The 21,139-nt window shown below is 67.1% G+C and carries 22 protein-coding genes; 11 read left to right on the top strand and 11 right to left on the bottom strand.

Annotation, left to right across the window (positions count from 1 at the left end):
- Window positions 1-60: 60 nt before the first annotated feature.
- Both E1B00_RS12620 and E1B00_RS12615 read right to left on the bottom strand, forming a co-directional pair.
- A complete protein-coding gene (locus E1B00_RS12620) occupies window positions 61-1,740 on the bottom strand; it encodes an MFS transporter (RefSeq protein ID WP_139449321.1) in 1,680 nt (559 codons plus the stop codon).
- Window positions 1,741-1,757: 17 nt separating this feature from the next.
- Complete coding sequence (locus E1B00_RS12615; protein ID WP_139449319.1) at window positions 1,758-3,092, bottom strand: DcaP family trimeric outer membrane transporter; 1,335 nt, start codon at window positions 3,090-3,092, stop codon at window positions 1,758-1,760.
- A gap of 205 nt (window positions 3,093-3,297) precedes the next feature.
- Here E1B00_RS12615 and acs point away from each other — a divergent pair, with 205 nt between their 5' ends.
- Together acs and E1B00_RS12605 are read left to right on the top strand one after the other, a co-directional pair.
- Window positions 3,298-5,259, top strand: a complete 1,962-nt coding sequence (acs, locus tag E1B00_RS12610; protein WP_139449317.1) for an acetate--CoA ligase — start codon at window positions 3,298-3,300, stop codon at window positions 5,257-5,259.
- A gap of 2 nt (window positions 5,260-5,261) precedes the next feature.
- Complete coding sequence (locus E1B00_RS12605; protein ID WP_139449315.1) at window positions 5,262-5,936, top strand: response regulator transcription factor; 675 nt, start codon at window positions 5,262-5,264, stop codon at window positions 5,934-5,936.
- Window positions 5,937-6,025: 89 nt separating this feature from the next.
- Here E1B00_RS12605 and E1B00_RS12600 read toward each other — a convergent pair whose 3' ends face one another.
- Both E1B00_RS12600 and E1B00_RS12595 read right to left on the bottom strand, forming a co-directional pair.
- Window positions 6,026-6,559, bottom strand: coding sequence for a cytochrome b (locus tag E1B00_RS12600; protein ID WP_139449313.1), 534 nt, complete (start codon window positions 6,557-6,559; stop codon window positions 6,026-6,028).
- Window positions 6,559-7,620 (bottom strand): catalase family peroxidase, encoded by a 1,062-nt coding sequence (locus E1B00_RS12595; protein ID WP_139449311.1) that lies wholly within the window; start codon window positions 7,618-7,620, stop codon window positions 6,559-6,561. Before E1B00_RS12595 ends, E1B00_RS12600 begins: the two co-directional genes overlap by 1 nt.
- Before the next feature lie 139 nt (window positions 7,621-7,759).
- On the opposite strand from E1B00_RS12595, the gene E1B00_RS12590 reads away from it, so the two are divergent.
- Together E1B00_RS12590 and E1B00_RS12585 are read left to right on the top strand one after the other, a co-directional pair.
- A complete protein-coding gene (locus E1B00_RS12590) occupies window positions 7,760-8,287 on the top strand; it encodes an RNA polymerase sigma factor (RefSeq protein WP_139449310.1) in 528 nt (175 codons plus the stop codon).
- A complete protein-coding gene (locus tag E1B00_RS12585) occupies window positions 8,284-9,039 on the top strand; it encodes an anti-sigma factor family protein (RefSeq protein ID WP_139449308.1) in 756 nt (251 codons plus the stop codon). Before E1B00_RS12590 ends, E1B00_RS12585 begins: the two co-directional genes overlap by 4 nt.
- A gap of 37 nt (window positions 9,040-9,076) precedes the next feature.
- Here E1B00_RS12585 and E1B00_RS12580 read toward each other — a convergent pair whose 3' ends face one another.
- Both E1B00_RS12580 and E1B00_RS12575 read right to left on the bottom strand, forming a co-directional pair.
- Entirely contained in the window at window positions 9,077-9,943 is an 867-nt protein-coding gene (locus tag E1B00_RS12580; RefSeq protein ID WP_220396285.1) for an MBL fold metallo-hydrolase, read from the bottom strand.
- Window positions 9,940-10,764: an MBL fold metallo-hydrolase gene (locus E1B00_RS12575; RefSeq protein WP_139449306.1), complete on the bottom strand. Its 825-nt coding sequence runs from the start codon at window positions 10,762-10,764 to the stop codon at window positions 9,940-9,942. The genes E1B00_RS12580 and E1B00_RS12575 overlap by 4 nt, the downstream gene beginning before the upstream one ends.
- Before the next feature lie 135 nt (window positions 10,765-10,899).
- Between E1B00_RS12575 and gcvA the strand changes: the two genes are divergently transcribed.
- Window positions 10,900-11,808 (top strand): transcriptional regulator GcvA, encoded by a 909-nt coding sequence (gene gcvA, locus E1B00_RS12570; RefSeq protein ID WP_176693249.1) that lies wholly within the window; start codon window positions 10,900-10,902, stop codon window positions 11,806-11,808.
- 158 nt (window positions 11,809-11,966) lie between these two features.
- Here gcvA and E1B00_RS12565 read toward each other — a convergent pair whose 3' ends face one another.
- Entirely contained in the window at window positions 11,967-12,455 is a 489-nt protein-coding gene (locus E1B00_RS12565; protein ID WP_139449302.1) for a hypothetical protein, read from the bottom strand.
- A gap of 53 nt (window positions 12,456-12,508) precedes the next feature.
- Window positions 12,509-12,991 (bottom strand): DUF6438 domain-containing protein, encoded by a 483-nt coding sequence (locus E1B00_RS12560; protein WP_139449300.1) that lies wholly within the window; start codon window positions 12,989-12,991, stop codon window positions 12,509-12,511.
- 586 nt (window positions 12,992-13,577) lie between these two features.
- Here E1B00_RS12560 and E1B00_RS12555 point away from each other — a divergent pair.
- Both E1B00_RS12555 and E1B00_RS12550 read left to right on the top strand, forming a co-directional pair.
- Complete coding sequence (locus E1B00_RS12555; RefSeq protein ID WP_139449298.1) at window positions 13,578-14,519, top strand: integron integrase; 942 nt, start codon at window positions 13,578-13,580, stop codon at window positions 14,517-14,519.
- 337 nt (window positions 14,520-14,856) lie between these two features.
- Entirely contained in the window at window positions 14,857-16,239 is a 1,383-nt protein-coding gene (locus E1B00_RS12550; RefSeq protein WP_176693248.1) for a hypothetical protein, read from the top strand.
- 91 nt (window positions 16,240-16,330) lie between these two features.
- Here the strand turns inward: E1B00_RS12550 and E1B00_RS12545 are convergent, their stop codons facing one another.
- Both E1B00_RS12545 and E1B00_RS12540 read right to left on the bottom strand, forming a co-directional pair.
- Window positions 16,331-17,227 (bottom strand): hypothetical protein, encoded by an 897-nt coding sequence (locus tag E1B00_RS12545; protein ID WP_139449296.1) that lies wholly within the window; start codon window positions 17,225-17,227, stop codon window positions 16,331-16,333.
- Window positions 17,224-17,463, bottom strand: coding sequence for a hypothetical protein (locus E1B00_RS12540; protein ID WP_139449294.1), 240 nt, complete (start codon window positions 17,461-17,463; stop codon window positions 17,224-17,226). The genes E1B00_RS12545 and E1B00_RS12540 overlap by 4 nt, the downstream gene beginning before the upstream one ends.
- A gap of 310 nt (window positions 17,464-17,773) precedes the next feature.
- Between E1B00_RS12540 and E1B00_RS12535 the strand changes: the two genes are divergently transcribed.
- Together E1B00_RS12535 and E1B00_RS12530 are read left to right on the top strand one after the other, a co-directional pair.
- Window positions 17,774-19,021: an abortive infection family protein gene (locus E1B00_RS12535; RefSeq protein WP_139449292.1), complete on the top strand. Its 1,248-nt coding sequence runs from the start codon at window positions 17,774-17,776 to the stop codon at window positions 19,019-19,021.
- A gap of 4 nt (window positions 19,022-19,025) precedes the next feature.
- On the top strand, window positions 19,026-19,418 hold the full coding sequence (locus E1B00_RS12530) for a hypothetical protein (protein ID WP_139449290.1): 393 nt from the start codon (window positions 19,026-19,028) through the stop codon (window positions 19,416-19,418).
- On the opposite strand, the gene E1B00_RS12525 is transcribed toward E1B00_RS12530, so the two are convergent.
- Window positions 19,415-19,783, bottom strand: a complete 369-nt coding sequence (locus E1B00_RS12525; protein ID WP_139449288.1) for an HNH endonuclease — start codon at window positions 19,781-19,783, stop codon at window positions 19,415-19,417. The two genes, E1B00_RS12530 and E1B00_RS12525, sit on opposite strands and share 4 nt — an antisense overlap.
- 261 nt (window positions 19,784-20,044) lie before the next feature.
- On the opposite strand from E1B00_RS12525, the gene E1B00_RS12520 reads away from it, so the two are divergent.
- Both E1B00_RS12520 and E1B00_RS12515 read left to right on the top strand, forming a co-directional pair.
- Window positions 20,045-20,371, top strand: a complete 327-nt coding sequence (locus E1B00_RS12520; protein ID WP_139449286.1) for a hypothetical protein — start codon at window positions 20,045-20,047, stop codon at window positions 20,369-20,371.
- A 68-nt stretch (window positions 20,372-20,439) separates the two neighbouring features.
- Window positions 20,440-21,129 carry a lysozyme inhibitor LprI family protein gene (locus tag E1B00_RS12515; protein ID WP_139449284.1) on the top strand — a complete coding sequence of 230 codons (690 nt, stop codon included), beginning with the start codon at window positions 20,440-20,442 and terminating at the stop codon, window positions 21,127-21,129.
- The last annotated feature ends 10 nt before the right edge of the window (window positions 21,130-21,139 follow it).

Raw genomic sequence — 21,139 nt, 5'->3', positions numbered from 1 at the left:
ACGCCGGCACCCGGGTGCCGGCGTCGTCAAAAGCCGGGGCGGACCCCGGCGGGGGGAGGGCTATTCGCGGATGTCCACGTCCTTGGTCTCGCGCAGGAACAGCGAGCCGAGCACGAAGGTCATCAGCGCGATCACGATCGGGTACCACAGGCCGTAGTAGATGTCGCCGGTCAGGGCCACCATCGCGAAGGCCGTGGTCGGCAGGAAGCCGCCGAACCAGCCGTTGCCGATGTGGTAGGGCAGCGACATCGACGTGTAGCGGATGCGGGTCGGGAACAGCTCGACCAGCCAGGCCGCGATCGGGCCGTAGACCATCGTCACGTACAGCACCAGCACCGTCAGCAGGAACAGCACCATCGGCTTGTTGATCTGCGCCGGGTCCGCCTTTTCCGGATACCCCGCCGAGGTCAGCGCCGTCTTGAGCTCGCCGTTGAAACGCGCTGCCTCGGTCGCCGCCGCATCGCCCGTGAACGAGGCCGCTTCATAGGACGACACCACCGTATTGCCGACGCTGATGGTGGCCACCGTGCCCGGCGCCGCCTCGACGTTGCGGTAGGGCGTGCCGCCCTTGGCCAGCGCCGACTTGGCGATGTCGCAGCTCGAGGTGAACTTGGTCGTGCCGACCGGGTTGAACTGGAAGCTGCAGGTCGCCGGATCCGCCGTCACCGTCACCGGGCTGGTCGCCGCCGCGGTCTCGATCGCCGGATTGGCGTAGTGCGTGAGCGCCTTGAAGATCGGGAAGTAGGTCAGCGCGGCGATCAGGCAGCCGGCCATGATGATCGGCTTGCGCCCGATCTTGTCCGACAGCCAGCCGAACACGATGAAGAACGGCGTGCCGATCACCAATGCCGCGGCGATCAGCAGGTTCGCCGTGGTCGGGTCCACCTTCAGCGTCTGGGTCAGGAAGAACAGCGCGTAGAACTGGCCGCAGTACCACACCACCGCCTGGCCCGCCGTGGCGCCCAGCAGGGCCATCAGGGCGATGCGGCCGTTCTTCTTGGTCATGAAGCTTTCGGTGATCGGCGCCTTCGAGAGCTTGCCCTCGTTCTTCATCTCCTGGAACAGCGGCGACTCCGACAGCTGCAGGCGGATCCACACCGAGATGCCCAGCAGCACGAAGGACAGCAGGAACGGAATGCGCCAGCCCCAGGCCTCGAACGCCTCGGGACCGAGGTACAGGCGGCAGCCCAGGATCACCAGCAGCGACATGAACAGACCCAATGTCGCCGTGGTCTGGATGAAGCTGGTGTACAGGCCGCGCTTGCCCTGCGGCGCGTGTTCCGCCACGTAGGTCGCGGCGCCGCCGTATTCGCCGCCCAGGGCCAGGCCCTGCAGCAGCCGCAGCGTGATCAGGATGATCGGCGCGGCGATGCCGATGCTGGCATAACTGGGCAGGATGCCGACCAGGAAGGTCGACAGGCCCATGATCACGATGGTCACCAGGAAGGTGTACTTGCGGCCGATCATGTCGCCGAGCCGGCCGAACACCAGGGCGCCGAACGGACGCACGGCAAAACCAGCGGCGAAGGCGAGCAGGGCGAAGATGAAGCCGCTGGTCGGATTGAGCGCCGAGAAAAACTGCTTGGCGATGATCGCGGCGAGCGAACCGTACAGGTAGAAGTCGTACCACTCGAAGACGGTGCCCAGGCTCGAGGCAAAGATCACCTTCTTGTGGCCGGCGGTCAACGGCTTGCCGTTGGCGTCGTGCGTTGCGGTTGCTGCGTTTGCGGTGGTGGACATGGCGTTGGTGCCCCCGGTCAGAAGTTGTACTTGACGTGCATGTGCAGGCGGTCGAGCTCGCCGCTCTGGCCGTTCTCGAGTTCACGCTCGCCGAAGATGATCTCGGCGCCGATGTCGATCTTGGGCAGCGGCGAATAGATCAGGTTGGCGTGGATGGACTGCGTGGCCTCGGTCACGGCCAGCCCGGTCAGCAGCGGGTCGTTGTCGAACTGCGCCGCCGAATACATCAGGCTGCCGCGCAGCTTCGGCGTGAAGGCGTGGCGCCAGGCGATGAAGCCGCCGTAGCCGTCGAGCGCCTCGAGCGAACCGTCGGCGGCCTGCATGGCGTCGGCACCGAGCGCGAAGCCCAGGTAACGGCCCAAGCCGCTGCCGCCGCTGAGCATGTAGCGGACGTCGTCGTTGGCGCCGAGGTTCCACTTGCCCGAGACGCTGAGCGCGAAGGCGGACTCGGACTCGTCCGAGGTCAGCGTTTCGTACTTGAGCTGGCGCGCCAGGCCGGCGACGGTGAAGTGGCCCCACGCGGCCTTGTGCAGGTAGCGCGCGGTGACGTCGGGCACGTTGTTGTCGTCGCTGGTGATGCGCCCGGTGCTCAGGTGGGCGTTGACCAGGGTCTCCGGGTTCTCGACCGAGAACGACCACGGGCCGTTGGTGTAGCGGATCTGCGCCTGGCGCACGAAGATCGTGCCTTCGGTCGGGCCGACGAAGTCCACTGAATCGGGCAGAGCCGCCACGTCCTGGAAGTTCGACCAGGTCTGGCCGGCCAGCCACTTGTCCCAGCTGACGTAGGCGTGGCGCAGGGTGACGCCGTAGGTGTTGGTCGAGGTTTCGTTGCCGTTGGCGTTGCCGAACATGTCGGCCTCGATGTAGGCCTTGATCTTGCGGCCGTCGAGCTCGGTGTCGGCGCTGAACCAGAAGCGCGAGAACTGCGCGTGCATGTCCAGGTCGCTGCCTTCGTCGCCACCGCCGACCGGGATGGTGCTGGGCAGATAGAACAGGCGGCCCGGGCTGCCGTCGGCGATTTCGCCGCCGTCGGTGTTTGTGTACATGGCGTCGAGCTTGATGAAACCGCCGTAGCTGAACTTCGTGCCGGCGTTGGCGGCCGGCGAGATGGTCGTCGCCTGGATCGGCTGGGCGCCGGCCGGCAGCGGTGCCGGTGCGGGCTGAGCGGCCTGCGCCGCCTTCTGGGCTTCGAGTTCGGACTTCAGGCCCTGCACCATCTGTTCGAGCTGGGCGATGCGGGCTTCGAGGTCCTGCGGGCTGGCGTCCTGCGCCAGGGCCAGGCCCGGTGCGGCGGTCGCCAGCAGCAGGGCGAGCGTCAGCGTCGAGCGGCGTGTCTTGGTATTTCGGTTCATCCTTCCCCTCCCGGAATTCGGACCGTTGCCACGATGGCGGGCCGAGTCTGTGGCGGGTGCGGGGGTGGGGCCATTACCCATTGGTCGAAGAAGGGACGCTTATAGACGATGGTCTAATTGGGCGGCCGGCGGGCACCGCCAGAATGGCTTTCAGGCGAGTAATCTCTACATCGCAACCGCGCGGCCCCGGGCCGCAGGAGTTCCCATGTCCGAACGCATCGTTTCCCCGCCGCCCGGCTTCGAGGCCGCCGCCGCGCTCAAGCGCGCCGACTACGAGCGCCTGTACGCCGATTCCCTGCGCGACCCCGAGGCCTTCTGGGGCCAGGTCGGCCGGCGCCTGGACTGGTCGCGGCCCTACACCCGGGTCAAGGACACCAGCTTCAACGTCGAGGACTTCCACATCCGCTGGTACGCCGACGGCGAGCTCAACGTCAGCGTCAACTGCCTGGACCGCCACCTGGCCGAGCGTGGCGACAAGACCGCCATCGTCTGGGAAGGCGACGACCCGGCGACACCGGCGCGCCGCATCAGCTACCGCGAACTGCACGCCATGGTCTGCCGGCTGGCGAACGCGCTCGAGGCCCTGGGCGTGGTCAAGGGCGACCGCATCACCCTGTACCTGCCGATGATTCCCGAAGCGGCCGCGGCGATGCTGGCCTGCGCGCGCATCGGCGCCATCCACTCGGTGGTGTTCGGCGGCTTCTCGCCCGACTCGATCGCCAACCGCATCGCCGACTGCGGCAGCAAGCTGGTCATAACCGCCGACGAGGGCCTGCGCGGCGGCAAGAAGATCCCGCTCAAGGCCAACGTCGACGAGGCCCTGCGCAAGCCGGGAACCCACAGCGTGGAAACCGTGCTGGTGGTGCGCCACACCGGCGCGGGTGTGCCGATGCAGATGCCGCGCGACCGCTGGTACGACGCCGTGGTGGATCCGCAGCCGGCCACGCACGCCGCGAAGCCGATGAATGCCGAGGACCCGCTGTTCATCCTCTACACCTCCGGCAGCACCGGCAAACCCAAGGGCGTGCTGCACACCAGCGGCGGTTACCTCACCTGGGCCTCGTACACGCACGAATGCGTGTTCGACCTGAAGGAAGACGACGTGTTCTGGTGCACCGCCGACGTCGGCTGGGTGACCGGGCACAGCTACGTGGTCTACGGGCCGCTGGCCAACGGCGCCACGACGGTGATGTTCGAGGGCATTCCCAGCTACCCGGACCCGGGCCGCTTCTGGGAGGCCTGCGACAAGCACCAGGTGACCATCTTCTACACCGCGCCCACCGCCATCCGCGCCCTGATGCGCGAAGGCGACGCGCCGGTGAAACGCAGTTCGCGCCGCTCCATCCGCCTGCTGGGCACGGTCGGCGAGCCGATCAACCCCGAGGCCTGGGAGTGGTACCACAAGGTGGTCGGCGACGAGCGCTGCCCGATCGTCGACACCTGGTGGCAGACCGAAACCGGCGGCATCCTGATCTCGCCGCTGCCGGGCGCGGTGCCGACCAAACCCGGTTCGGCCACGCTGCCCTTCTTCGGCGTGCAGCCGGCGCTGGTGGACGCGGAAGGCCGCCGGCTCGAAGGCGCCACCGACGGCAATCTCGTGCTGCTCGATTCCTGGCCGGGCCAGATGCGCACGGTCTACGGCGACCACGGCCGCTTCATCGACACCTATTTCCGCACCTACCCGGGCATGTATTTCACCGGCGACGGCTGCCGCCGCGACGCCGACGGTTACTACTGGATCACCGGGCGCGTGGACGACGTGATCAACGTCTCCGGCCACCGCATGGGCACGGCGGAGGTCGAGAGCGCCCTGGTCGGCCACCCCGCGGTCGCGGAAGCGGCCGTGGTCGGCGCGCCGCACGACATCAAGGGCCAGGGCATCTACGCCTACGTCACCCTCAAGGCCGGCATCGAGCCGACCGAACAGCTGCGCAAGGACCTGGTGGCGCATGTGCGCCACGACATCGGCCCCATCGCCGCACCGGACTGGCTGCAGTGGGCGCCGGGCCTGCCCAAGACCCGCAGCGGCAAGATCATGCGGCGCATCCTGCGCAAGATCGCCGAAGCCGGCCCCGAAGGCGTCGACCGCGCCGGCCTGGGCGACACTTCGACCCTGGCCGATCCGGCCGTGGTGGATTCGCTGGTGCGCGAGCGCCAGGTCCGCTGACGGTGACCGCCGCCACGCCGACGATCCTGGTCGCGGACGACCATCCGCTGTTCCGCGAAGCCCTGAAGGGCGCCGTGGCGAAGCTGCTGCCCAAGGCCGCGCTGATCGAGTCGGAAAACGCCGAGTCGCTGTTCGCCAGCGCCGAGGCCCATCCCGACGCCGACCTGGTGCTGCTGGACCTGAACATGCCCGGTGCGCACGGTTTCAGCGCCCTCGTGCACCTGCGCGCGGTGCAGCCGCAGTTGCCGGTGATCGTGGTCTCGGCGCGCGAAGAACCGAACGTGGTGCGGCGCGCGCTCGAACACGGCGCGGCCGGCTTCATCCCGAAGTCGTCCAGCCCGGCGGTGATCCGCGACGCGGTGGCCGCGGTGCTCGACGGCGGCACCTGGGTGCCGGCGCAGGCCGATGGCGCCGAGGGCCTGGCGCCCGAGGAAGCCGACATCGCCCACCGCATCCGCGAACTCACCCCGCAGCAGTTCCGCGTGCTGGGCATGCTCGGCAGCGGCCTGCTCAACAAGCAGATCGCGCACGCCCTGGGCGTGTCCGAAGCGACGGTGAAGGCACACATGACCGCGATCCTGCGCAAGCTCGGCGCCAACAACCGCACCCAGGCGGTGCTGATGGCGGGGCGGCTGGCGGTGGACCCGGAGGCGAGCCAGGGCTCCGACGTCGCCTGAGGCGACGCGTGCGCAAGGCGCCTTATTTTCATCGTGACCCGCGCAGGTCCCTCAGGGATCGCACCGAAGGGCGTGCCCGCATCCGGGCGTCAGCGAGGCCTCCGCGCCATGGCCTCGAACACGCCGTCGCGGCGCACCCAGGCGTGGTACAGCGCGCCGGCGACATGCAGCAGGATGAGGGCGAAGAAAGCATAGCCCAGCACGCCGTGCGCGTCGCGCAGCCAGGTGTAGAGCGCGGGGTCGGCCGGCGCCAGCGCCGGCAGCACCCGGCTGCCGGGCAGCACCACGCGGTAGCCGCCGGCCGAGGACATCGCCCAGCCCAGCAGCGGCATCGCGAACATCAGCGCGTACAGCAGCCAGTGCGAGGCGCGGGCGGCCCGTGCCTGCAGCGGCGGCAGGGATTCCGGCAGTGCCGGCGGCGGATGGCGGCGGCGATGCCAGAGCCGCAGCAGCGCCAGCACCAGCACGAGCAGGCCCAGCGGGCGGTGCAGGTCGATCAGCCAGGGGCGCAGCTCCAGCGAGGCCACCATGCCCACGCCGATGAAGATCATCGCCAGGATCATCGCGGCCATGGCCCAGTGCAGCCAGCGCGCGGTGCGGTCGAAGTGCGTGTTCGTGGCCATCATTCCTTCTCCCCGGCGGCCTGCTCGCGCAGGCGGCGCTTGAACGAGGCGGCATAGGCGCTGGCGCGCGCCGCCAGCACCGGGTCGCCGGAGACGGCGATGCCGGAGGGCAGGATGGTCGGGTCGAAGTTGACGTCGCGGCAGTCGCCGCCGGCCTGGTCGGTGGCGCGTTCGAGCACGAAGCTGCCGGCCGCCACGCGCCGGCGCGTCTCCGGCCAGGGCGACGACGGGTCCTCGATCGCATCGCCGGGTTCGGCCACGATCAGCTCCATCGTCCAGCGCACCGGGCCCTGGGCCAGCCGCGCCGCGAGTTCGTCGGTGAGGTAAGCCGCCTCCGCGGCCTGGCGCTGCTCCGGCGCCAGCGGCGCGAACGGCGCCTGCGGCACGAAGGTCCAGCGCACAAAGCGCGCGTCGCCGTCGGCATTGGTGAAGCGGAAGGCGTGCACGCCGTGGTAGGCGGTGTTCGCGAAGCTGTCCGACCACGGCGCCGAACCGGCCCAGGCCATGAAGTTGCGCGCTTCGGGGTGGCGCTCGAGGAAGGCCTGCATCGTCGCCGGGTCGGGTTTGCCGGTGGCCGGATCCGGCCGCGAGGCCACGATCTGTTCGGCGAAGGCCTGCGGCGTCGCCACCGCGAAGAAGGGGAAGCTGTTCATCGCCAGCCGCCACTGCTGGCCGTCGTCGGTGTCCAGCTGCAGGGCCAGGCTGCGCACGCGCGCCTGCGCCTCGGCGCCCAGCGGGTCGCCGCCGCCGATGGACATGCGGCCCAGCGCCGGCGTGCGCGCCTGGCTGAAGACCCGCGCCTTCGACCACGCGGCGGCGCCGGGCGCCGGTTCGAAATACCCCGCCACGCAGACGCCCCGGGCATGCGCACGGCGGAAACCGGCGAAGGGCTTGCCGTTCTCGATCGCATCCACCAGCCGCGGCGCAGTGACGCGGCTCGGCGCCAGCCAGCCCGCGGTCCAGGCCAGGGCCAGCGCCAGCCCGCCGACGACGGCGGCGATGCCCAGGTAGGCCGGCAGGTGCGGCCAGCGCGGGGGCGGGGGTGTCTCGGGTGCGGTCATGGCGCGGTTCCAGGTGGGTTTGCGGTAGGACGAGCGACGGGCGCCCTTATTCCCACGCGCAGGCGCCTGGCCCGGAGGCGGCAATGGGCGGAATAATCGGGCCTGTGGAACGTCCTACGCCAAACCGCCGGACTTCGCCATGGCCACGACCGAACCGCTCCCGCTGGATGACGAGGCCCTGCGCGAACTGATCCCGCGCCTGCGCCGTTTCGCCCGCTCGCTGGTGTCCGACCCCGCCGCTGCCGACGACCTGGTGCAGGCGACCCTCGAGCGCGCGCTGACCCACGGCGGCCAGCGCCGGAAGCACGACGCGCTCCAGTCCTGGCTGTTCGCCATCCTGTACCGGCAGTTCGTCGACGAGCACCGCCGCGCGGCGCGCTGGCGGCGCATCGCCGGCCTGGTCGCGCCCGATGACGAAGCCGGCGCGCCGACGCCCGACCAGGTCTTCGATGCGCGCTCGGCGCTGGCGAAGCTGGCGCGCCTGCCGTCGGAGCAGCGCGCCCTGCTCATGCTCGTCAGCGTCGAGGGCCTGGCCTACGGCGAGGTGGCGCAGGTGCTCGGCATTCCCATCGGTACCGTCATGTCGCGCCTTTCGCGCTCCCGGCAGGCGCTGCGACGCCTGGACGCGGCCGGCCTGCCCCCACCCAGCTTGAGAATCCTTCGATGAACGAGCCGCGCCCCATCGGTGAACCCGCCGAACACGAACTGCACGCCTACGTCGACGGCCGTCTGGCGCCGGCCCGGCGCGCGGAGATCCAGGCCTGGCTCGACGCCCATCCCGACCGGGCCGAGGAGGTGGACGCCTGGAAGCGCGATGCCGAGGCCCTGCGCGCCCTGAGCGCCAATGCCGAGGCGTGGCCCGACAATCCCGCACTCCAGCCGGCGGCCATCCGCAGGCGCCTGCGGGCCCGGCGGCGGCGGCGATTGGCCCTGGCCGCCTCGCTGGTCGGCGCGATCGGCCTGGGCGGGGTGCTGGGTTGGGCGGTGCGCGACTTCGATGCGGCGCGGTCCATGCCGATGGCCGATGCGGTGGCCGCCTATCGCCAGGTCGTCGAAAGCGACGTCCTGCCGATGGAGTTCCGCGGCGACCATGCAGCCGAACTCGACCGCTGGCTGGTCGGCCGTTTCGGCGAGGCCGGGCGCGTGCCCGATCTCACGCCTGCCGGCTACCAGCTGCTCGGCGGCCAGTTGCTGTCCACCGAACAGGGCCCCGCGGTGATGCTGGTATACCGGGACCGCGCGGGCGCGCGCGTGGGCGTGTACGTGCGCCCGCGCGGCCGCCTGCCCCGCGACGGCGAACGCCGCGATGGCGGACTGCTGGCGCAGTACTGGTCCGAGCAGCACGTCAGTTTTGCCATCGTCAGCGCGGGCGACGACCCCACCGCCCGACGCCTGCCGCTCCTGCTGCGCAGCGGCTGAACCGGCCCGGGTCCGCCGGGCGGATGCAGGCGACGCCTTACGCCGCCCAGTCCACCCAGCCGCCGGGCGCGACGACCTGGATCGAAACCGGCGCATCGCGTGCGGCCCGCTGCAGGCGGCCGATCGGATCCTCGGTCTCGACGTATTCGGCCAGGCCGGTGATGCCGTAGTGGATGGGCACCAGGCGGCGTGCGCCGAGGATGGTCGCTGCAGCCACCGCCTGCTCTGGCGTCAGCACGCCGGGCTGGCCGCTGACGGGTTTGCGCCAGCCGAAGCGCGCGCCGTTGACCGGCAGGAAGGCGGCATCGAAGGGCCCGAACTGGCGGCCGATGCGCCACCAGTGCCCATGCCAGAGCGTGTCGCCGCCGTGGAAGATGCGGCGGCCACCGGCGGATACCACCCACGACACCTGCGGGTCGCCGTAACCGTCGGACGCGGGCACCGGCGTGGCGGTGAAATCGCCCAGCAGCTGCGGTTCCCAGGGCGGGCTCGGCCGCGTGCGCGCGGATTCCGGCACCGGCGATGGCGCCAGGCCGGCCGCATGCGCGAGCACGCCGCCCTTGTCCAGGATCGCGGCCGCCGCCGTGGCGTCGAAATGGTCCGGGTGCGCGTGCGTGACCAGCATGAAACGTTCGCCCACCGCATCGTCGACGGCGACCAGCGGGTCCTTCAGTGCCGAACCCCAGGCCTGCGGGTTGACCAGGGGATCGATGAACAGCGTCGCGGCCGGCAGCTGCAGGCGGATGCCGGCCCAGGCGAGGCGCTGGATGCGCAGGCCGGGCTCGCCCGTCGCCGCGCTTGCCGGGCCGCCGGGCAGAATGGCCGCTGCGGCGAGTCCCGCGCTCCCGAGCAGGAACTCGCGGCGGCCGAGCCCGCGGCCGGACATCGCGGCGTCGCGGCTCATGCGCGGGCCTCGCGCGCCGCGAGTGCGGCATCGAACTCGAAGGTCGACTGCGCGACGATGACCTCCAGGTTGCGCTGGTGCCACTCGCGCTCGAAGGCCATGGGTTCGACCTGCGGCGCCAGGCAGGTTTCGATCGCGATGGCGCCGATGCGTGCCTGGGCTTCCGCTGGCGGGAAGGCGGCGCGGATGCGGATCACCGTGTCCTGCAGCCGATCCAGGTAGTGGGTCGCGTGGTCGAGCACGCGCGCCGGGAAACAGCCCATGTGGCCGCCGATGATCGTGCCGCGGCCCAGCTGCCGGATGCGCGCGATCGCGCCGCGGATCATCGCCGGGTCGGCCTTGGACAGGTAGACGATGTTGCCGACGATGTTGTCGCCGGCGCAGGCCAGGTCGGCCGTGGGCACGTCGATGCAGAGGTGGTCGACGGTCTTGCCGGGGTTGTGGTGCAGCACCAGGTCGTGCCGGCCCCAGCGCAGGCGCATCGCCGTGTCGAACTGGACGCGCGGCGCGCGGTAGAGCGCATCGTCGCGCCGGTTCTGCGACAGGAAGCCGTGGCGGTGCAGCCGGTGGGCGATGACCAGGGCCTCCGGGAACAGCGACAGGCCGGCGATGTGGTCGCCCATGTAGTGGGTCGCGACGATCAGGCGCACGGTCTTGCCCATCTGTCGGCACAGGACATCGTGCATCCAGGCCGCGTCTTCCAGGCTGCCCAGCGCGTCGACCAGCAACACCTCGTCGCCGTCGAGGAAGGCGGTGGCCACCGATTCGTGGTCGTCGCCGACGAACATCAGCACGTCGGGATGCAGGGCTTCGTATCTCATGCCGGGCCACCGTGGTTTCGATGGCGGGATGATCTTCAGCGCCCGGCGCGGCGACAAACGACAAGTTTTCGCGCCCGCATTAGAAAAAATAACTTGTTAGGATGCGGCCCAACCCACCGCCCGTCCGACGCAACCGTGAAGCCCCGCCACGCCGTTCCGCTCACCGCGCTGCGGGCCTTCGAATCGGCCGCGCGGCATCTCAGCTTCCAGGCCGCCGCCGCCGAACTCTTCGTCACCCCGGCCGCGGTCAGCCACCAGGTGAAGCGCCTGGAAGCCTACCTGGGCGTGGGCCTGTTCCACCGCGGCCACCGCGTGGTCGAACTGACCGGCGAGGGCAAGGCGCTGGCGGCCTCGCTGGGCGACCTGTTCGGGCAGCTGGACCGCGCGCTGGACCAGGTGGGTGCGCCGACCGCCGCGACCCTGCGCATCAGCACCATGGAATCCTTCGCCGCCAAATGGCTGGCCCCGCGCCTGCACCGCCTGCACCGCGAACACCCCGACCTGAAACTGCACATCGAAACCGGGAACGAGCACGCCAACTTCACCCGCGACGGCATCGACGTCGCGATCCGCTACGGCCCCGGCGGCTACGCCGACGCCCACGCCGAGCACCTGATGGACGCCCCGGTGTTCCCCGTCTGCGCGCCCTCGCTGCTGGCCGAAGGCCACCCGCCCCTCGCGACTCCAGACGACCTGTCCCGCCACACCCTGCTGCACGACCAAAGCGCCACCGGCCGCGCTGGCGTGCCGGATTGGGCCGCGTGGCTGAAAGCTGCCGGCGCCCCGCGCGTGGATGCCAGCCGCGGCCCGGTGTTCGCCAGCATCTACCTGGCGCAGGAAGCCGCGGTGGCCGGGCATGGCGTGGCGCTGGGCGTGGGGCCGCTGGTCGAGGAGGATCTGCAGCGCGGCCGGCTGGTCAGGCCGTTTGGGCTGGCGGTGGAGAATGCCTATGCGTTCTGGATCGTGCGTGGGCCGCGTGCCGAGGGAAACCCGGCAGTTGAGATCTTGTGCCGCTGGTTGCGGAACGAAACTTCTCGTGGATAGAGGGTTTGATGTGGGCTGCGACCTGCTCACCAGCGAAGGCTGCGTCTAGATTCACGGGGTCCGCTTTCGGCCAGAAGCGGACATTCGCGTCATGCAGAACGCCTAAGTTAAGCCGCGCCGAAGGCGTCGGCTTGAATGATTGGTTAGGCCTCAAGCTGCTAGCTCGCAGACCACGTATTGCCACGCTTGATTGACAAGTCTGGTGCGGTAGCCTCGAGCAGTATCTCTGGAGGAGAGCTGGCGATCACTTGGAAAAGTTGATCCTCTGTCCAGATCAACCACTCAGTAAACTCACCCTTGTATTCCTCAACCGCCGCAGTGGCTTTTCCAACGAAGTGCCGGAACTCTGATTCGTCGACGCGATGCACAAACTTGCCTTGGGGCATCGCCAGTCCAAGCGACCCAGTGTCGAACGATTCCACGAACGTAAATACCGCCCGCACACTCTTGAAGCGCAAGGCGACGCAACGACTGCTTGGTTCGATCGTAACGGGGAAATATGGGCCGAGCACCTTGTTGTCGACGTGCACTGGCTTCCGCTCAGAACCCTTGATGCCCTCGACCAGCCGAATTACCAGATCTCCATAAGGTCCCTGCTGATACGACTCCAGGAACCAAGTGTGGGCGGTGCCAAGAATTTCATCCATGAGGCCTAACGCCTTAGTTAAGCCGCGCCGAAGGCGTCGGCTTGAATGACTAGTTAGAAGTCTTCAAGGGTCTCGTAGACCCACCTGCCGGATCCGGCAACCATGTCCGTCGTGTCGGCCAGCCACGAAATGATGCTCCCTTCTCGCAGGCCCCAACAGCCGGTGTAGTAGGAGACTGTTTTTGATGATTGCCCACGAGTAACTGTAACTTTGATCGTCGGATGGTGATTCCAGGTTGACGTGCAGCCAACCGAACTGTTGCCGTAGCTGTCTTGCATCTTCGAAAACCCGGAACCACTAAGTGCCGCCTCCAGAAGAATCCAGTCTTCTGTGGTGATCGAGCCGTACTCGACGCCATCCTCCTTAACATTGGTTCTTCCTTCGTATTTCACCGAACCGTCTCTACGTACCTCTACCGTATAGGAAGGTGTATTACCGTAGCCCGGAAGCCGGTCGACGGAGATCGCAGTGAACTCGCCCGTCGTAGCGCAGCCAGTGAGAAGGAGAGACGCAGCAATGGAGATACGGACACGCATCGGCAAACTTCTAACGCCTTAGTTAAGCCGCGCCGAAGGCGTCGGCTTGAATGACTAGTTAGGCTGATGGTAGCTCAATGACGCTCCAAGACACCTCCCACCCGGAGCTGGTGCTGTCAGGGACTCGCCGGAAGTGCGCCGAAGCCAAGACTGGAGGCGCGTCCAGGTCTTCTGTTGGGACGAGCTCGAAAATGTCAGCCGACTCGAAGTCATCCCGGTACTCGGTTACGTCGAGTCTGCGGGACCTGAAGATATGCGGATGGCCGAGATAGAGCGCGAGGCCATTGCGGGGGCCGTCGTACCAATCGTCCAGTCTCAGCACCTGCTCAAACTCGCGCATCTGAGGCCTAACTACCGAATATGCGGACGCCAGCGTCCGGTTATACATCCGATCGGTGTGCGGGTCTTTGCCCCGCAAGCCGATGATTCTCCCGGAGTTTAGGCCGAGCTTGTCCGGTAAACAATCCGACGCAAACCCGGACGCCGCGGGTCCGCCCCTTTCGGCTATCTTGCGGCTTTTCCCACCACCCCACCGGAGCTACCGAACTGGGGTAACACCCCCGCCTCACCCCAACCCCCGCGCCTCATGGATCGCGTCTCCCAGGTCTGCCGGCGTCGCCACCTCAGCCGGCGAACGGAAGATGCCTACTGCTATTGGATCCGGCGCTACATCTACTTCCATGCCAAGCAACATCCCGTCGCGGTCGGCGCCAACGGCATCACGCCATTCATCAACTACCTGGCGAGCGACCAGAAGGTAGCCGCGTCCACGCAGTCTCAGGCGCTCAACGCCATCCTCTTCTTGTACCGAGACGTCCTGGACATCGACGTCGGCCAGCTCACAGGGCTCCGGCGTGTCCAACGCCAGGCTCGCTTGCCCACGGTCCTGACGGTGGTTGAAGTCCGGGACGTGTTGGCCCGCCTCTCGGGGACCACGCGCCTCATGGCCGAACTGCTTTATGGGGCAGGACTGAGGGTCACCGAGGCGATGACCCTGAGGGTGAAAGACCTGGACCTGCATGCCGGAACAATCCACGTCCGTAGTGGCAAGGGCGGCAAAGATCGCACCAGCCTTCTGCCGGTCAGCCTGCGGGCCCCTCTGCAGCAGCATCTGCTGCGGGTGGCCGCGCTCCACAAGGACGACCTGGCCCGCGGCCGAGGGCATGCGCCGCTTCCGGGGGCCCTGCATCGTAAGTACCCGAGTGCCTCCCGCAGCCTGGCGTGGCAGTTCGTTTTCCCGTCCAGGACACAGCGCGCTTGCCCGGAAACCGCCCGCTGGCTTCGCTGGCATGCCTCCGAGACCACTGTGCAGCGGGCCTTCAAAGCTGCACTGGTCACGGCCAAGGTCGTGAAGCACGCCAGCGTGCACACGCTTCGCCATTCCTTCGCGACGCACCTGCTCGCCGATGGGACCGATATCCGCACGATCCAGCTGCTTCTGGGCCATCGCAGCCTGAAGACGACGATGATCTACACCCACGTCCATCAAACGATTCGGGAGACGGTCAGCCCCTTGGATCGACTGTAGGCGAGAACCGGGAGCGCCCGGTTGGCACAGGCATGCCAACGTCACCGGGGCTTGCGGGCGCGATGTCCGCTATGGGTCGGAAGCGGAGGTGGCCAACTACCAGGGCGTTACCGCGGTCAGCACCAGCGGCTTGGTCAGCCTCGACCGGAACCGACGGTCGTGTCAGCCAGCACAAGCAGCAGCTTCGACGGCTGGCTCCAGTGGGGCCTATTCGTGGGGCAAGGGGGCTCTTCTGGACCGACTGCGTGGGACATGTTTTTCAACGGATGTTCACGCAAGAGACTGGTTCGCCAGAGCTTGTGACATGCTATCCATGGAGACATGAGGACTGTGGCCCATGGAGCCCCACGAACGACCGGCGGGAACGACAGACACCGAGCGCATGCTCGCGGAGTTCTGTAAGCGGTCATTTCTGAAGCTGTGGACCTACGCCAATCCTTTCAAGGATGACGGGAAAGAGTTGTGTGATGTTATCGCGGTGTTCGGAGGCCACGTGTTCGTGTTCTTCGATCGCGAGAAGCAGTATGCCGATACGCCGGACGTCGACCTCCTGTTGGCGTGGGATCGCTGGAAGCGACGGGCCGTGGACCGCCAAGTCACCACCGCGCACGGAGCTGAGCGCTATATCCGCAGCGGCCGTCGAATCTTCCTCGACGCCAAGCAGTCGATCCCATTCCCGCTGGACGTGTATGGTGCAACGGCGATTGTCCACAACATCGTCGTCGCCCATGGCGCTGCCGAGGCATGCAAGAGCAGCTCAGAGCAGAACCTCTACGGAAGCCTGGCTGTGAGTTACAGCGATGTTGATGCGGGCGTAGCACCCTGGCCATTCCACGTGCAGCTGGAGCGGAGCAAGCCAGTTCACCTGTTCGACAGCCACAATTTTTCGATCATCCTGCGCGAGTTGGACACGATCACCGATCTGTCCCGCTACTTGGACGAAAAGGTGCGGTCGATCGAGCGCATGGATCTGTCCTACTGCGGTGAGGAGGACCTGCTTGCCTACTACCTGCTGAATTTCGATCCAGCAGCCCAAAAATGTCGCATTGCCCCCGATGAGCCGCTCACGGGACTGCACATCGGCGAGGGTGGATGGGCCCAGTTCGTTGGCTCCGAGCTTTACAAGAACACGCGGCGTGTGAACGAGATTTCCTACTTCTGGGACGAGCTGATCCAGAGGACCTGCCAGAACAAGTTGGACGGTACGCTGGGTGGGAATGCCGACCTGTTGCGGGGCCAGAGCGCGATTTACGAGATGGTCAAGGAGCCCCGCTTTTCACGGCGTGCCTTGTCGAAGCAGATGCAGGACTGCGTGGTCAATTTCCCCGACGATCCGTCCGGCCTAATGCGGCACGTGTCACTGATGCCATCTTTCTTTCCCGACGTTGGCTATGTGTTTTTCCAGTTGCGCGTTCCGGTAGCGTTGCGCCAGCAGCCCGACTATCTGGACAAGAGGCGGACCCTGCTGGAGGTCGCATGCGGGGCGGCCAAGAACAAGTTCCCACACCTCAACAAGGTAATCGGTATTGGAATAGACGCGGCCAAGTTCGCCGGAGACACCAACTCGGAGGACTTCCTCCTGATGCCGTGCGTGGAGTGGCCGGATCAGAGACGGGCCCACTACGACGCGTTGAACCGAGATTGGCAATTCTTCGCGACGCCCCACATGACGCAAGACGAGAGAACCGTAACTCAGTTCGTTCCGCCTCCACCGGCCTGAAAGTATTCTCATCGATACTGACAAAACGTGACTGTCCTTTCTACTGAAGGTATGGACGGCAATACGGCCCCTCGAATGGCGCCCCACCGGACTAGAGCTCGTCGTCTCCGATCATGGGCCATTGGGCGGACAGCTCGGCAAACGCTTGCCATGATTCGTGCAGCGGAGTCATGTCCCCGTGCGGCATCCAGGGATTGTCCAAGTGCTCGAACTGATCGAACTGCGGCGTGGGCAGCACGTCACCCATGCCCCCATACACGAACCACCGGCTGATCAGTTCGGCGGTTTGCGCCAGGTTCGCCAGCGCCTCTTCGGCCTCGCCCAGGTTCCACGTCTCCAGCCCGCGGTTCTTGCGGCTGTCTGGTGTTGCGGCATGCGCGTAGCGCGTGTCCACGTGATCCTTGATGGCGTTCGCCCGATCCAGCCGTGCTGCCAGTCGATCGAACACATCGGGGCGGACCAGGTCGTCAGGCCGCCGCGTCTCCGGCGTGGTGCCACTCAAGACGTCGAACTGCGCGTGTCGGCTGTGGATGGGGTCTGCGTCGAGCTCTCGCGGCACGTAGAACGCCCCGCCTGCGGGCTGCTGAAACACGTAATCCCAGTAGGCCTTTTCCACTGGCACGGGATCGTAGGGGAGGCCTGACACGACCTCCACGAACACCTGCCGCGTCAGCTGGGGCTGATGCCTCCGAATATCGTCAAGAACCGACCGCAGGGAAAACACACCTCTGGGTCCTGTGAAGGGCGATGGATCCACCATCCGCCGGATGCTCAGGAACGTCGTGGCCCAGAACCCGTCGTGAAGCATCCAGAACATGTTGGTGTTCAGAGGCGCCGCGCCCTGTTCGGCGCCAGGGTGCTGGCGCACCGCCTGCACGAAACATCGAAAACTGGCCACGTTCCACGCCAGGGAATGGAGCTGTCGCCGGATGGCGTGGTCATCATCGCCCTCCAGCGCGAAGCGCCACTGATCAACGCGCTCCTTCATGCCGCTCTCGTCTCGCGCAGCAGCAACGCCAGGACCCCATCGAACCGATCCAGCTCAATCTCGTCCTGGGGACTGCGGTGGTAGTGCTCGGGGTCATCCAGCACATGCAAAACGGCGCAGGTGGCGCCACCGTCAGGCAAGGGGGACAGCAGCGCCTCATACAGACAGGTTCGCGTCCACGACCGCCAGCAGCGAAGCGTGTCGCCCTCCAGCCAGATCACCCAGCGGTCGTCCATGTCCCGCGGCCAGAACCCGCGCTGCAGCAGCACAACCTCAGCCGCGGAGAACGTTTTGGCGCACCGAACGGGCCAAGCACGGCCGCGCAATGGCGGCAGGTCGTCCTTCCATTGGGCGGCTGAGTCGTCGGTGGGGGCTGGGGTTGGCACGGACATAGGATACGGGATTGGCCCAAAACAGGCCCTCGATTGTGCCCACGGCATGTCGCAGGGTCTGCGACGTGGAGGGGTCAAAATGGGTCCCAATGGCGTGCCTTGCCGGACGGGTGCTGCCGGGCCAAGCTTAGCGTTCAGCGTGTCGGGGAATGGAATGAACCAGCAGAACCTTGAAGCGGCGATGGCCACCGTGCACGCGCTGCTGCGGGCCGAAGGGTTGAGCGATGCAGCCAACCTCGTGCGCGACTATCCCGCACGCGCCGAACACACGGGAAACGATGGCTGGAACGGCGGGACGGAAATCTGGGAGATCTCGCTGGACGTTCCGCCGGAGCACTACGCGCGGCTGGGTGCGCAGCGCGGCAACCTCGAAGGGCAGATCACCGAGCGCCTCAGGACCGTGTTGGCCAACACCGGGGAGCGGTGGTATGCCGCGAAGATCGTGCCTGCGCTGGAGCAGCGGGCCGACTGGCGGACCCATGAGCCAGGGCTTCCCCGGCAGGCGCGCGTCAACATCCTCGACGGGCTGCGCCTGGACAAGGTCGTCTGGTATGGGGCGCTAGATGACGTGGAGTTTCTCAGGCGCATTTACGACCTGACCAACTTGCCGTCCACGGACTCCCGTTACACCGACGCCGCTGGCGACATCTGGCAGCACACGGTCAACAACTCCGACTGGGACATGGACTGGGTCTACCACGACAAGCGGTTCAACCTGGTCGACGGGCCAACCGATAAGTTCCTGCAGTTCCTGTGCGAGCTCGTGCACCCGGTGGTGCGTCCCGATCGCGAGGAGGCCGAGACGCTGGTGGCCCACTTCAACGACCAGCTGCGCCCCTGTGGGTGGGAAATCGTCATCGAGGAGCGTATCGCCGGCCGCCCGCGCTACGCGCCCCAGGCCCTGACCAACAACGGTGCCCGCGCTGTTCAACGGGCCCGGGGCGTGGCGGCGTCGCTGGACGCCGGGGCCATGGCCCAGCAGATCCACCGACTGGAGAACGCGGTGGAGAAGGATCCCGCGCTGGCGATCGGGACCGCTAAGGAGTTGGTGGAAACCTGCTGCAAGACCATCCTGACCAAGCGCGGCGTGGAGTTCATGCGCACGGAGGACATCGGGGATCTGACGAAGAAGGTCACGAAGGCGCTGGAGCTGGTGCCGGAAGGGATCAGCGATGCGGCGAAGGGCGCAGCCAACATCAGGCTCATCCTTCACAACCTGAGCTCGATCACCCACAACCTGGCCCGGCTGCGCGGCCTGTATGGCACGGGCCACGGCATGGACGGCGCGCACCGTGGCCTGCAGCCCCGCCATGCACGTCTGGCCGTGGCCGCCGCCGTTGCGTTCATCGATTTCGTGACCGAAACCGACCGCGTTCGATCGAAGGCCAAGGTGGAGAGCTGACCCGATGGGGATCGTTGACGAGTTCGCGCGCTATAAGGCCAAGCTTCGAAACCGTTTCTACGACATCTCCGCAGAGGTGGGGCCTGAGACGGTGCTCAGCCTGTGGCGCCATCGGATCAGTGTCGAGGGTGGACGGTGGATCTACCGCGACCACCTGTCGCGGTGGAGTGGACTCGGCAACGAGCAATTCGCCCGTCACCTGAAGACCGCGTTCGATGAGAAGCGGCCTATTCGTGTGGTCGTGGCCACGACGGACAACCCCGCCCTGGTCGAGGCAGGTGGGGACGCGTCCACGGCCAACAACACGTTCAAGGCCCGACCGGATTGGGTCGGGCGGGTGGAGGCGTTTGATGGCAACCACTTCACAATCGGGTTCGACCGCGTACAAGCAGGCTAGCTAGGAACATGCGGGGCATGACGGGTCAGCGCACGAAGGGTATTGTCGAACCACTTCCCCCGCGCCACTCGCCCGGTCACCCGCTCCCGATACCGATCAGGCGCCAACGGCACCTTCGCCATGTGCCGCCGCCGGTTGCACAGCCGATGGGCCGCAACGATGTTCGCAGCTGTCGTCTTGCCCCCGTCGCAGACAGCCACCAGGTGCTCGGCCGTGGCCTGCAGCGCCGGTAACTGCCCAGGTGTGCAGCGGTAGGCCTTGGCGAAGGCGAGGGGGTCATCCAGCCACATAGGCGCGCCGCAGTAGTAGCAGCGGCCGTTTTGGGCGTGGAAGGCGCGGGTGCGGAAACGCTTCGGTGCGGGCATAGAGGCTCCAGCTGGTCAGGGGGACCCCGCGGCCTCTTTTGAGGACCATCGGGAACCTGGAGCCATTGGCTATGCAGGCACAACACCGGGGGCTTTGCCCACCGGCGCCGCCGTTATATCCCCGGGGTGACCGTCTTCACAATGGGGGATACCATCGAGACAGGGGCGGCCATGGGCCGGTATTGAGGGGCAGGTATGGGTGGATCACCGCGTGCGCCTGCCAAACGGCGAGGCCTGCTCACGCCGCAGGCCAAGGCGATTGTGGCGGCCAAGGCCGTCCTGTCCCTGTATGCCGGGACTGTCGAGGAGAAGGACATCGGCCCGCAGCTGCGCCGCGCCACAGGCCTGCAGTGGTCGTTTCTCACCGCGCTGCAGTATGTGTCGGGCCAGGAGGCCATCCGGGCTCTGGGCGACTTGCCTGACGACTGGAGCGACGGGGATCTCACGAAGGCTGACCTGGGCAAGGCGGTGATGATCGCTGCCGGCGCCTGCGCTGCCGGGGCGCCCAGTGGTTCGCCGTTGTCCGGGGGACACCTGGTGTCGGCTGTTCGGAAGGCCATGGCCCAAGACACGGAGAGCACTGCGTGAGGTGGTGTCTAGTCGCTCTTTTGCTGGTCAGCGGCACGGTGCACGCGCAGGAGATGAAGTGCCCCCAGGTGTTCATGAACGCCTCTGAGAAGGAGGTGTGCGCCAACGCCCAACTTCTGGCGCTGGATCGGGCCATGGGAACGGCGTATCGGGCGGCCGCGCCGCACGTGGACAAGATCGAGCGCGACCACCGAGCGTTCAAGAAGGATCGGAAGGCCTGCAAGGGCGATGTGACCTGTCTGACCGCGCTGTATGAGGCGCGGATCGGCGTGTTGGCCTTGGCTGTACCTGCGCCGGTCGAAGCTCAGCCGCCTGAAGAGATCCCTGTCCCGTTCCCGATGCCAGAGCGGGACACGGGCGCCGTGCCCCAGCCGGCTGCGCCAGCGTATCTCGACTCAACGGCCGTGGAACCTGCTCCGCAGATGGCGCCGGCCGTCTCACCCGTTGCACCCACGACCTCCTCCGAGCCATCGAAGGACGGGTGGGGCCTGTTGTTGGTCTGGGGTCTCCTGATCGTCGCTGCGATTGCCAAGCTGTTCTCTTGGGTCGCCCGGTTCATTCGTCGGTGTCCGAAGTGCACGCGGTGGTGGGGCGAAGAGTTCGATCGGGATGAGCAGCCGAGAACACGATTCATGAAGGTCCACGACGGCCACGGAGTGAAGAACAAGCGAATTCAGGAGGTCTGGAGGAAAAGCCGGCTGCGCTGCGCGGGGTGCGGCCACGAGTGGTTCATGACCTCCACTCATCGCGTGTGGTGACGGAGCGACT

Origin of the sequence: Arenimonas terrae (assembly GCF_006265115.1) — a bacterium.
Classification (GTDB): Bacteria; Pseudomonadota; Gammaproteobacteria; order Xanthomonadales; family Xanthomonadaceae; genus Arenimonas; species Arenimonas terrae.
This window is presented reverse-complemented; position numbering and strand designations above follow the sequence as displayed.